The organism is Hydrogenophaga taeniospiralis, assembly GCF_020510445.1.
Lineage (GTDB): Bacteria > Pseudomonadota > Gammaproteobacteria > Burkholderiales > Burkholderiaceae_C > Hydrogenophaga.
Genome location: NZ_JAHBAG010000001.1, coordinates 2,535,084 through 2,547,058, shown reverse-complemented (window position 1 = coordinate 2,547,058; position 11,975 = coordinate 2,535,084). Strand labels below are relative to the sequence as shown.

The 11,975-nt window shown below is 62.1% G+C and carries 15 protein-coding genes; all 15 read left to right on the top strand.

Annotated elements, in window-relative coordinates; all coding sequences use genetic code 11:
- Nucleotides 1-246: 246 nt before the first annotated feature.
- The 15 genes from KIH07_RS12295 (at nucleotide 247) to KIH07_RS12225 (ending at nucleotide 11,948) form a co-directional block, all read left to right on the top strand.
- Nucleotides 247-543: a RebB family R body protein gene (locus KIH07_RS12295; protein WP_226492240.1), complete on the top strand. Its 297-nt coding sequence runs from the start codon at nucleotides 247-249 to the stop codon at nucleotides 541-543.
- 103 nt (nucleotides 544-646) lie between these two features.
- Nucleotides 647-916, top strand: coding sequence for a RebB family R body protein (locus KIH07_RS12290; RefSeq protein ID WP_077327699.1), 270 nt, complete (start codon nucleotides 647-649; stop codon nucleotides 914-916).
- A 69-nt stretch (nucleotides 917-985) separates the two neighbouring features.
- Nucleotides 986-1,255, top strand: a complete 270-nt coding sequence (locus KIH07_RS12285) for a RebB family R body protein (RefSeq protein ID WP_226492239.1) — start codon at nucleotides 986-988, stop codon at nucleotides 1,253-1,255.
- Nucleotides 1,256-1,318: 63 nt separating this feature from the next.
- Nucleotides 1,319-1,591: a RebB family R body protein gene (locus KIH07_RS12280; RefSeq protein ID WP_226492238.1), complete on the top strand. Its 273-nt coding sequence runs from the start codon at nucleotides 1,319-1,321 to the stop codon at nucleotides 1,589-1,591.
- A gap of 57 nt (nucleotides 1,592-1,648) precedes the next feature.
- Complete coding sequence (locus KIH07_RS12275) at nucleotides 1,649-1,846, top strand: RebB family R body protein (RefSeq protein ID WP_226492237.1); 198 nt, start codon at nucleotides 1,649-1,651, stop codon at nucleotides 1,844-1,846.
- Entirely contained in the window at nucleotides 1,843-2,397 is a 555-nt protein-coding gene (locus tag KIH07_RS12270; protein ID WP_226492236.1) for a RebB family R body protein, read from the top strand. The genes KIH07_RS12275 and KIH07_RS12270 overlap by 4 nt, the downstream gene beginning before the upstream one ends.
- A gap of 40 nt (nucleotides 2,398-2,437) precedes the next feature.
- Nucleotides 2,438-2,779, top strand: a complete 342-nt coding sequence (locus KIH07_RS12265) for a hypothetical protein (RefSeq protein ID WP_226492235.1) — start codon at nucleotides 2,438-2,440, stop codon at nucleotides 2,777-2,779.
- A gap of 49 nt (nucleotides 2,780-2,828) precedes the next feature.
- The gene (locus tag KIH07_RS12260; protein ID WP_226492234.1) at nucleotides 2,829-3,929 is read left to right on the top strand and encodes a hypothetical protein; all 1,101 of its coding nucleotides are present in this window, start codon (nucleotides 2,829-2,831) and stop codon (nucleotides 3,927-3,929) included.
- A 5-nt stretch (nucleotides 3,930-3,934) separates the two neighbouring features.
- Entirely contained in the window at nucleotides 3,935-4,519 is a 585-nt protein-coding gene (locus KIH07_RS12255) for a hypothetical protein (protein WP_226492233.1), read from the top strand.
- A 22-nt stretch (nucleotides 4,520-4,541) separates the two neighbouring features.
- Complete coding sequence (locus KIH07_RS12250) at nucleotides 4,542-6,392, top strand: hypothetical protein (protein ID WP_226492232.1); 1,851 nt, start codon at nucleotides 4,542-4,544, stop codon at nucleotides 6,390-6,392.
- Between the two features lie 5 nt (nucleotides 6,393-6,397).
- Entirely contained in the window at nucleotides 6,398-7,186 is a 789-nt protein-coding gene (locus tag KIH07_RS12245) for a glycoside hydrolase family 25 protein (RefSeq protein WP_226492231.1), read from the top strand.
- Nucleotides 7,187-7,237: 51 nt separating this feature from the next.
- Entirely contained in the window at nucleotides 7,238-8,422 is a 1,185-nt protein-coding gene (locus KIH07_RS12240; protein WP_226492230.1) for a hypothetical protein, read from the top strand.
- A 610-nt stretch (nucleotides 8,423-9,032) separates the two neighbouring features.
- Complete coding sequence (locus tag KIH07_RS12235) at nucleotides 9,033-10,055, top strand: NAD-dependent epimerase/dehydratase family protein (protein ID WP_226492229.1); 1,023 nt, start codon at nucleotides 9,033-9,035, stop codon at nucleotides 10,053-10,055.
- Nucleotides 10,055-10,585: a dTDP-4-dehydrorhamnose 3,5-epimerase gene (rfbC, locus tag KIH07_RS12230; RefSeq protein WP_226492228.1), complete on the top strand. Its 531-nt coding sequence runs from the start codon at nucleotides 10,055-10,057 to the stop codon at nucleotides 10,583-10,585. Before KIH07_RS12235 ends, rfbC begins: the two co-directional genes overlap by 1 nt.
- A 67-nt stretch (nucleotides 10,586-10,652) precedes the next feature.
- Nucleotides 10,653-11,948, top strand: coding sequence for an NAD(P)H-dependent oxidoreductase (locus tag KIH07_RS12225; protein ID WP_226492227.1), 1,296 nt, complete (start codon nucleotides 10,653-10,655; stop codon nucleotides 11,946-11,948).
- Nucleotides 11,949-11,975 lie beyond the last annotated feature (27 nt).

The window sequence follows — 11,975 nt, the reverse complement described above, 5'->3', positions numbered from 1 at the left end:
CCAAATCCCAGGGGTTGCATCCCATGCGGGCGATTCTCCAATGGGATGCGGCCTCCGCAAACGGGGGAAAAAGCGCGCACGGCCAACACCATCGTCTGGCCCAGTTTTTCCGTCGTCTGCCCCACTTCGGGCAGGGGTGCGTGTCACTACTATTTGCCTGCGGCTCAAGGCAAACCAGATTGTTGAACCGCAGTTTTCCAACCGCCAACCTGACCAGCATCTGGTCCAACCTACGAGGAACGTACCATGGCCTTTCCGACCGCCGTAAACGATCAAATCACCGATTCCGTCACCCAGGCCAACACCAAGGTGTTGGGCGACGCGCCTGCCATTGCAATGGGCAACCTGTACCAGGCCACGGCACAGGCATTGGCCAATGCGGCACACAACGCCACCAACGCGCAGCAGCAAAGCTACGTGACCTCGCAGTCCGCCACGACCATGGGCGTGGCCACCCTGTACTCGCTGGACACCGCCAGCACCGGCATCGCCACCAAAACGATTCTGACCCCCAGCTCCGGCGTCAGAGGCCTGGGCACCTGATCGCCTTTCCCGTTTTTCTCACCGTTCTCTTTCCGTCAGTTTCCAGCATCTTGACGGCGCTGTGTTTCAAACCTTTCTCATCTAATTTCCAACGGAGGATTTCATGGCTTTTCCAACCGCAGTCAACGACCAGATCACCGATTCCGTCACGCAGGCCAACACCAAGGTGCTGGGTGACGCCCCGGCCATTGCCATGGGCAACCTGTTCCAGGCGACCGCCCAGGCCCTGGCCAATGCCGCGCACAACGCCACCAACGCGCAGCAGCAAAGCTACGTGACGGCGCAGGCCGCCACCACCATGGGTGTGGCCACCCTGTACTCGGTGGACACCGCCAGCACGGGCGTGGCCACCAAGACCATTCTGAGCAGCTGATCGTTGCCGACGTCTTTGGCGCCTTGATTCACCGAGCCACCGCGCCACAAGCCAACAGGAGTAAAGAACATGGCCTTTCCTACCGCTGTCAACAGCCAGATCACCGATTCGGTGACGCAAAGCAACCTTCAGGTCCTGGGCACCGCGCCTGCCGTCGCGATGGGCAACCTGTACCAGGCCACGGCGCAAGCCTTGGCCAACGCGGCGCACAACGCCACCAATGCGCAGCAGCAGATGTATGTGACGGCGCAGGCCGCCACCACCATGGGCGTGTCCTTGCTGTACTCGTTGGACACGGCCGCCGATGGCATGGCGACCAAGGCCATCCTCAGCGCCTGAGCACGCGCTGTGCGTTTTTTTGATTCGTCTTCGTACCTTGTCAACTTTTAAGGAGTAGTTCACATGGCTTTCCCTACCGCAGTCAACAGTCAGATCACCGACTCTGTTTCCCAGGCCAACACCAAGGTGCTGGGCGATGCCCCGGCCGTGGCCATGGGCAACCTGTTCGTGGCCACCGGCCAGGCCTTGTCCAACGCCGCGCACAACGCCACCAACAACCAGCAGCAGTCCTACGTCACCATGCAGGCCTCCACCACCCAGAGCGTGGCCACCATGCTGTCGGTGGACACGGCCAGCACCGGCGTGTCGACGGGCAAGGTGCTGGGCCTGCACTGAACGCCATGGGGCCGCAGCGCCCAGGCGCGGTGATGGGCGACACCGGGTTCCTGCAGCGTGGCGCGTAGTGCCCCCCTGAGTCTGGCGCAGGCGCCCGCCATGGCGATGGGCATGACCTATCTGGCCATGGCGGACAGCATCAGCCTGGCCATGCAGAACGCGGTGTCCAACCAGCAACGCGGGCAGGTGACGGCGGCAGCCGCCGTCACCCAGACCCTCGTCTTGATCATCAAACTAGGAGCAAATCCCAAATGAACGACGCCGGTACCGTAAACGATCAGGTGGTGGACAGTGTGAACAGCGTCACCACGCTGATCTCTGGACAGTCACCCGCGCATGCCTTTGCCATGCTGGACACGGTGATGGTCGAGACGCTGGGCATGGCCATGTACAACGCGGTCAACCGCCAGCAGAACGCCGGTATGGTGAGCTCGGCATCCGTGACCGCCGCCTGTGCACGCATGCTCAACGCCTACCCGCCCTACACGCCACCGCCGGTGCCACCCGCGCCGACGCCACCGGTGATCAACCCCCTGCCAGGCCCCACGCCAGCCCCATCCAACGAAGTGGTGGTGCAGACCGCCTTCAGCCAGGGCACCGCAGCCATCACCACGCTGCAGGGCGTGGCCGAAGCCACCAGCACCGTCGCGCAAGAGGCCCAGGCCGACCTGAAGAGCCTGGCACAGCAGGCCAGCGCAACACCGGCACCCGCGCCAGCGCCAACACCGGCTCCTGCGCCCGCACCGACACCCGCACCGGCCCCTGCGCCCACGCCAGCGCCACAACCGGCACCGCCCGCCCCGTAAACACGCCCACGCCGACCATCTCAGAGCTTAAGGATTCGCCATGGACAACACCAACGCCCAGGTCATCGACACCGTCAATCAGATTCAAATGGCCACCATGGCCCCGCAGGTGGTCATGACCAGCGGGGCCGGCAAGGCCTACCAGTCGGTGGCGCAGTCAACCGCCATCGCGGTGCAGGATTCAGCCGATGCGTTGCGCAACCTCTCCACCATCGCCACCACGGCCATCGGTGTGGCCATGGCCCAGCTCCTGGCGACCAAGGACACGAAATACGTCGAGGTGATCACGGCGGCGCAGCAGGTGATGACGCAGGCCAACGTCGAGTTCGGCCAGGTCGGTGCCACGGCCGCCTCGGTCATCAAGGGTTACCCGGCGGGCTGACCCGCGCTTGTAGCGAAGCGCACCACAGATAGGTGAAAGAACCCACGCCATGACTGTCATCGTTGCCGGCAAGCTGATCCAAAAGAGCGAAAGCCTGTCTGAGCTCGCGCGCCAGACCTTGACCTACATCGACGGCGGCCCCCAGTGGCTGGCCTGGGCCTTGCCCAACCCCATGGTGTGCTACGAGGTGGCGGACGAGACCACGCTGCTGGCCGAGGTCCAGCAGGGGCTGCACGCCTCGCCCATGGCCTTGCTGCCGGGGCTGGGCCTGTGGGTCAGCCCGGTCAAACTCATGTCGCTGGGCAGCGCCAACCTGCGCACGCTCGGCCAGGCCGAAACCGGCGACACCAGCGCCGCCGTGGTGCAGCAGACGCAACGCATCATGGCCGACTACAACCTGGTTGACGCCCAGCAGTTGCGCAGCGCCAGCGAGTTCCTGCAGGACCTGGGTGTCGCAGCGGCGCCCGTGTTTCAGGCGCTGGATTTCAACGACCGCGTGGCCTTGCACGCGCTGGCCGCGGTGGCGCTGGGGCAGGACGGCGACAACCCGGCCGCGCTGCGCCAGGAGGCGGCGGCCTTCGCGGTGCAACAGGCCCGCACCGTGCCTGAGTTCTGCGACTACTACCAGGTCTACCTGGCGCATTCCAAAAAGATGAATGCGCTGGGCGGCACCGCGGCGACGCGCGGCCAACTCTGCAGCCAGGCCGTGCAGACCCTGCTGCCGCTGGCCTTCGGCGCGATGGACTGCCCGCAACTGCCCGATCGCCTGCCCTCGCCCGACGAAGTCGAACAGTGCCTGCGCAACTGGCTGGCCCGGGGGCACAAGCTGGGCTTTTCGCGCCTGTCGCAGGCCGTGCTGCAGATGGTCACGCAGACCATCTTCACCACCGAAACCGGCGCGGAGGCGCGCCGCCTGTTTGACCTGTACCTCAGCACCGCGCAGGCGTTCCTGAGCGGCAACCGGTTGAAGGAAAGCCGCCTGGGACAGGACGGCGCCAGCCTGACCTTCACGCTGCAGAACGCCACGCAACAGGCGGTGCTGCACGTCAGCGCGGATCGGCTGTTGTCGTTGCGCAAGTTTGGCTCCTGGGTGGCGCCCGATGCAGCCTCCGGCCTGCCCAGTTCCCCACCCACCTCGACACCGGAGTAGACCCCATGGCCAAACCCACCAAGCCCATCCCCTCCCCCGCCAAGGCCAGCCCAGCGCCGGCCCCGGCGCCCAAACCCACTCCGGCTGCAGCGGCCCCGAACAAAGCCGCCGCAACCGCACCAGCTGCATCAGTTGCACCAGCCGCCAAAGCAGCCACCGCGGCACCGCTGCCCGCGTCGCCAGCGTCACCCGCGGCCACGGCCCCGACCGTTGCACAGGCTCCGGCCCCGGCGCAGCCCCCGGCAACCAACGACAAGCCCGACGCGGCCGCCACCGACCCGGCGAGCGCCGCGTTGAAGGCCGCGCAAGCCCAGGTCGACGCCGCCGTGGCCAGCGCCGCCGCAGCCGCCCAGGCGGCCGTGGCCGCCACCGCCAACGTCGCCGGCTCGCAGGCCGCTGCGCAGGCGGTCGCCCAGGCCGAGAGCGCGCTGCAAGCCAACGTATCGGCCGTGCAACAGGCCATGCAGCAAGCCATACAGGCGCAAACCCAGGCGGTCGCCCAGGCCCAGGCGCAGGTGCAAGCGGCCATGGCGGCGGCCAGCGCCTCGCTGGCCAGCAACACGCCAGCGCCGCCCGCGGCGGGCAGTTGATCGCCCAGACCAGGGACGCACGATGCAAGAATCCACACTGGCTCGATCCATCCGCCGTGATTTGAGCCGCCAACTCACGGGCGCCATCAACGATGCCACCACCTACCCCGCGGTCCGCATCACCGTGCTGCAGTCCTTGTCGACGCTCTGGGCGCGGCTGCTCTCGTTAAAGGACGCGCTCTACCAAGACCTCGGCCTGAACCCGGAACAGCCCCTCTTCTACTTTTATATGAAGGGTGGCAACGCCTTTGACTGCGTCATCAACCCGGCCGGTCCGGCGGTGACGCAGCAAGGGGGCGGAAAGTCCGACTGGGACACCCAGATCGTGGTCGATCCCTGGGCGCCGATCCCGATACAGAACCACATCTACGCGGTGATCGAAGACCTGATCCTCGATGAACTGCGCAACTGCGCCGTCGAAATCGCCCGCTGGAACCCGCAGATCACGTCACCGGATCAGCTCCGGAGCCAGCAGTCGGCGCTTCTGTACCTGTACGAGGTCACTCGCGACGATCCGCAGACCATTCGCCAGGTGTTCGACCACAACCGAACGGGTCTGTGGCTGAACACGCAACGCAAACTCGTCGACAGATCCATGCCCAACGCGGAGTTTCCAGGCATGGTCTTCAACGACGGCATCGAACCGTTCCAGCTCTTCCGGCTCGGCTACACCTGGCATGCGGAGCCGAAAGAATGGCCCGCGCCCTTGCTCCCGGGTCAGGCCACAGGGCCGCAAATCGAGCGCCCGCTGCTGATGGAACTGATCGACGTGACGCTGCCGCGCCTGAACACGGTGGAGGCGGTGGAAGTGTGGGAAGACCTGCAGTCGGGCCACATGCAGATCGACCCCATCGGCGTCTCCCTCCAGTACCAGGGGACGACGATCACGCAGACCCTGCCGCTGCCCTCGCTGGTCTACCACTTCGACGAGCAGGTGCTCATGTTGTCCGAGGTGGCGGCGGGCGTGTCCAAGAGCGTGGACAAGGTGGCCAGACGCTTTGCCCGCCTGACGGCGATCTACAACGCCGGCTCGCCGCTGCAGCAGGCGGACTACCAGGCGCGGATGGCGGCCAGCGCCGGCATCCCGGTGGCGCAACTGCCCACGCGCCCGCCCGTCGTGGGGGCCATCAATACGCTGCTCACCAACAACGGTGCGGGTGCCGACCTGGCCGCCGCCCCGGGCACGCCGCAATACATGGCGGTCAACATGATGTACCTGATCGCCAGCCGGCAGTTGCCGTACGACGGCGAGCAGTCGCAAGCAGGTCGGCAGACGATGGCGCTGATGATCGGCGGACTGCTGCCGCCCCTGACCATCAGCGATGTCGGGGCCAGCGACGACCTGGCACTCTATTCCACCATCGTGCGCAATGGCTACATCTCGACCGACCCGTTTCCCGGTTCCGGCATCGACATGGCGGCATGGTTGCGGGTGCGTGACGCCAGCAAGCTGGAAGACACCGCGCACCTGCTGCGCGACAACCTGCCCCGCTGGCTCTTCAACCGAGCGACGCAGGCGAACGTTCCCCCGCTCACGCCGCTCAACCAGTGGATCACGCAGACGTTTTTCGGCAAGGCGATTCGGGTGGAGCTGCGCGAGCACACCACGCTGCGCCAGCCCGGCACGAGCCGTGAACAAACCCTGGTGATTTTTTGCGACGACCGGGCTGTCGCCTGCATCACGCTGACCACCGCCATCGCCTCACAGGCGCCGTTCGTGCCCGATCCGCTGATGCCCTCGGCCAATCTGGCGTCTGTGGTGGACATGACCGAACAACACAAAGTCGCCGCCGCAGCCATCAAGGACTTCTGCATCCGCAATGCGCTGTCCAAGCAGTTCAACATGCTGAACCGGCTCTTTCCCAGGGCCTGATCCCGATGAACCCGCACACCCCAGGCCCACAGCGCCACACCACACGGCACAGGCTGAGCACCCTCTTGCTGCTGGCGGCCATCAGCGCCTGCGAGCCGCGCACGCCCCCAGCGGCCGGGCCGGTCAGCGCCCCCGCGGCCCCCGCACCGCTGCCAGCGGCTTCCGCGCCAGCGCCCGTCAGCGCGACCGAAGTCGTCGAAGGGGTGGACCTGTCCAACTGGCAAGGCGGTGAGGTGAACTTTGCGCAGATGAAGCAGGCCGGCCAGCGCTTCGTGTTCGTCAAGGCGAGCGAAGGCGCCACCATCGTCGACCCCGACCACGCCCGCAACGTGCAGCAGGCCCGCGCCGCGGGCCTGGCGGTGGGCAGCTACCACTTCTACGACAGTGCCGACACGCCGCAGGCCCAGTTCCGCAACTTCTCGGCCCAACTGAGCCTGAAGCCGGGGGACCTGCCCCCGGTGGTGGACATCGAGCGGCTGAGCCAGGGTGACACCCAAGCCTTGGCGCCAGCGTTGCAGCAGTTTCTGGGCCTGCTGGAACAGCAGCACGGCGTCAAACCCATCCTCTATTCGGGCGAGTACTTTGCCAACGAGTACCTGTCCGCCTTTGACGCCTACCCACTCTGGCTGGCCGAGTACAGCGGCGAAGCCAGCCCGCAGCTGCCCAAGGGCTGGACGCGCTGGACCTTCTGGCAGCACAGCCAGAGCGGCAAAGTGGCCGGTGTGCCTGGCCCGGTGGACCTGAACCGCTTCAATGGAAACCCAAGCCAACTCCAGGCGCTCACGGTCCGATAGCCTGGAAAGCCCGGCCCCAAGCGAATAGCTGAACCCACGAAGGACTGAACCATGCCCTGGATGACCGACCTCTTCTACGATCCCGCGCTGGCCGGGGCTCCACGGGGCGCCTTCCAGGATCGGCCGCTGCACCAGATCACACTGCCCGGAACCCACGATTCGGGCTGTTACCGGGACCAGCGGATTTCCAACGTCTACTCCGCCACGCAGACCCAGGACATCTTTCAACAGCTCGCCGGCGGCGTGCGCTATTTCGACCTCCGGCCCTGCGCACGGGGCACCGAGTTCTGGACCTACCACGGCCAGTTCTATTGGGGCGGTGAGTTGACCGGCGCCGACGGGATCCTGCAGCAGATCAAAGACTACTTTGACAGCCTGGCCCCGACCGACCGCGAACTGGTGATCTTGAACGTGTCGCACTTCTACAAGTTCACCAACCTGCTGCATGGCAACCTCGTCGCGGCCATTCAGGCCACCTTGGGGCCGTATCTGGTCGAGTACACCCAGAACAACATCGACCTGTGCAATTGCCCCTATTGGCAACTCCTGTCCACGCCGACCATTGCCAACGGGCCCCCTCCAGGCGCCATTGGCGGTGCCATTCTGAAGTCGCGTGTGCTGATCCTGTACGACGGCGCGCTCGACACCCCGCAGGAGGCCTATGTGACGAACCTGCCCTTTACCGCACCGCCCAATGGCATCCCCGGCTTCTTCGTCGTGGCGCCCAAGTACGCGGCACCCGCCAACCCGATTGAACTGTTTGACCAGTATTCCAACCTGGGCCGGGTGGAAGATGGCTATGTGCTCTCTGGCATACGCACCGACCAGCTCAACAAACTGCGCAACCGGCAGAATTTCGCCTACACCACCCAGCCCTTCAACCCGGGCAACTGGATGGCCAATGCGGTGGGCGGCGTGGCCGGCACATTGCACCTGTTGTCGTGGACGCTGACGCCGCAGTTCTCGCTGACCCTCACCGGCACCTGGGACCCACTGGAGGCCGCACAACAAATCGCCAACCCCTTGCTGCTGAACCTGTTCTGCGGCGCCAATCGCGGCTGGACCGGTGTTTGCTACAACGCGGCCATGGACCCCCAGATCAACATCATCTATGTGGACGACTACGACTCCACCAAACACCAGAACGCCGGATCGCCATGGAACGGCATGGCCATTCCGGTGGCGATTGCCGCGCGCATGAATGTGGGACCGGTGGGGGAAAGAAACACCTGGTGAGGCCGCCGGGCGGCGACCCGCTGCTGGTCGCCCGGACCCCGGACACGCTTAACCCGCGATGGCCGCCGTGGGCGGTGGCTTCAAGGCCCTGAGCGAACTGTGCGGCGGCAACGTGGCGGAGCTTCTGTTGCTGCGTGATGCCTTTGGCTTGGTGGCCGCCGTGGCGCTGCGCCTTCACTCAGCCCAGAAACCCCGATCACACCAAGCCTTGTCCTTTTCAGCCATACATGCACGCGACTTAAGCGCGGCTTAAGGTCGGTGGGTTGCGCCACACACCAGTGCTGAAAACCACGTTTCGTGCAATCCGGCATTGAGCCAGGTCAAGTTCCAAGCAATCCGGCATTGAGCCATTCAGACCTGCAGATGTATCCTGCCGTTCGTGTCAAGGGAAGCACTTCGCCGTGCTACGCACGTCCTCAACAGAATACCCTCCAATTTCGACAAAGCGTGCGTGTGCGCCGCTTGGACACGGTCTTTTGCGCACACACGACACAAAAAGTGGCGACCATCACAATCAATTCAATGCATTTCCCGCTCAGGACACCTGCGCATGCATGAAAACAAACGTACCTGTGGAAAAACCTAAACATTTGAAAAAGGCGGAATAGTCGTGAAAATTCTAGTGACCGGGACAGATGGTTATATTGGAAGCTTGCTGGGCTCAGTCCTGTTGGAGCGTGGTCATGACGTGGTGGGCATCGACACCGGTTTCTACCGAGATGGCTGGCTGTACAACGCAGTCAAACAATCACCACGGTGGATAAGCAAAGACATTCGCGATATTACCGAAAAGGACCTTGAGGGTTTTGAGGCGGTGGTGCACCTGGCCGAGTTGTCCAATGACCCTTTGGGGAAGCTCAACAATGACATCACCTATGAAATCAATCATGTGGGCTCGGTTGAGCTGGCCAAGAAATGCAAGAACGTCGGCGTAAGCCGTTTTGTCTACACCTCTTCTTGCAGCGTGTATGGCATTGGTGGTGACGATTTCAAAACCGAAGAATCGGCTACCGACCCACAAACCGCATACGCCAAATGCAAGGTGAGAGTCGAGCGCGATGTATCACCATTGGCCTCGGAACATTTCAGCCCTACGTTTCTGCGCAATGCCACAGCCTATGGGCCTTCGCCCCGCATGCGCTTTGACATTGTGCTGAACAACCTGTCCGGATTGGCATGGACAACCCAGGAAATCAAAATGACCAGTGATGGCCAGCCGTGGCGACCGCTGGTACACGTTCTGGACATTTGCGACGCCATCGCCTGTGTGCTGGATGCGCCGCGCGAGAAAGTTCACAAACAGATATTCAATGTGGGCGCCACATCGGACAACTACCGGGTCAAAGAGATCGCCGAGATCGTTGCCGAGACCTTCACCGGATGTGCGCTCAGTTTTGGCAATCACGATGCCGACAATCGAAGCTATCGGGTCTCATTTGACAAGATCAGCACCCAGCTGGGCTTCAAGTGCAAGCGCAACGCCAAGATTGGTGCAGAACAACTCCACGAGGTGTTCAAGAGAATCGACATGCCACCCGAAATCTTCAACTTCCGGGCCTTTACCCGCCTCAAGCAGATTGAATATCTTATCCGCACCCAGCAGATTGACGACAAGTTCTTCTGGAGCGTTTGATGATATTCACCGAAACCAAATTGTCCGGGGCATACATCATCGACCTGGAAAAGCGCGGAGATTCCCGCGGCTTCTTTGCCAGGTCTTTTTGCCAGGACGAATTCGAGCGGCATGGTCTGGTGAACAAAGTGGTGCAGACCAATGTTTCTCTGAGCAAACACCAGGGGACATTGCGCGGCATGCACTATCAGGAATCGCCCTATGCCGAAACCAAGTTGGTACGATGCACCCAGGGCGCCATTTACGATGTCATTGTAGATATTCGCCCTGAGTCTCCAACCTTCAAACAGTGGATTGGGGTTGAGTTGTCAAGCAGCAATCACCGCATGCTGTTTGTGCCGCAGCACTTCGCGCATGGATTCATTACCCTGGTGGATGACAGCGAAGTCACCTACCAGGTTTCCCAGGTTTACCACCCTGGTTCGGAGCGTGGCATCAGATACAACGACCCAGCTTTGGGAATCGTTTGGCCGCAAGAGGTCAAGGTGATTTCTGACAAAGATGCCAGCTGGCCCGACATGAAGCAGTGAGCCGGGCACTCGCAATACCTGCCCCATCAGACCTTGGTGCCGCACCCCAAATTAACAAGTCAAGATCATGATAATTATTGATACTGCGTTGAAGAAACGCCAGTCCGACAACAACCCTATTCGGGTGGCCATGGTGGGCGCAGGATTTATGGGGCGCGGGGTTGCTCTGCAAATTATCAATTCCACTCCGGGCATGAAACTGGTGGCAGTTTCCAACCGGAGCATTGATCAAGCCCGGCGCGCGTACAACGAAGCCAATGTCCAGGACGTGGTGGTTGTGGAAACCGTCGCGCAGCTGGAAGATGCCATTGCGCAAGACCGCTATGCGATCACCGATGATGCATTTCTGCTCTGCCAGGCGGATGGAATAGATGCCATCATCGAGGTGACTGGCGCCGTGGAGTTCAGCGCCCAAGTGGTATTCATGGCCATTCAACATGGCAAACACGTGATCATGATGAATGCCGAGCTTGACGGCACAGTCGGCCCAATACTCAAGGTGTATGCCGATAAAGCTGGTGTGGTACTCACCAACGTCGATGGCGACCAGCCTGGCGTCATCATGAATCTGTACAGATTTGTCAAGGGGATAGGCGTAAAGCCGGTCTTGTGCGGAAACATCAAAGGCTTGCACGATCCCTATCGCAACCCGACCACACAAGAAGGATTTGCCAAGAAATGGGGGCAAAACCCCGCGATGGTGACCTCATTTGCCGATGGCACCAAAATTTCGTATGAGCAAGCCATCGTGGCAAACGCTACCGGCATGCGGGTGGCTAAACGCGGAATGTTCGGACCAACGGTTGAAACCGGCACCCCTATTACCGAGGCCGTGAATTGGTATCCGCATGAAGAACTTCTGCAAGGCCCAGGGATAGTTGACTACGTGGTTGGAGCCGCTCCAAATCCAGGTGTCTTTGTTCTGGGCACACACGATCATCCCCAGCAAAAGCACTACCTCAATTTATACAAACTGGGCGAAGGTCCGTTGTATTGTTTTTACACGCCTTATCACTTGTGCCACTTTGAGGTACCCAATACGGTTGCGCGCGCGGTATTGTTCTCTGACGCTGCAATCGCACCCATTGCGGGACCGTGCGTTGACGTGGTCGCCGCCGCAAAAATTGACCTGAAAGCAGGGCAACTTATTGACGGCATCGGTGGCTACATGACCTATGGATTGGCTGAAAACTCGCATGTTGTGAACCAAGGCCGTCTGCTCCCGATGGGATTGGCCGAGGGATGTCGCCTGAGGCGTGACGTCCCTAAAGACCAGGTGCTGAGCATGGACGATGTCGTTATGCCGGAAGGCCGATTGAGTGACAGACTCCGTGTAGAGCAAAACGCATATTTCAGCAATTGAAACCGTTTTTGGTCTGAATGACCAGTT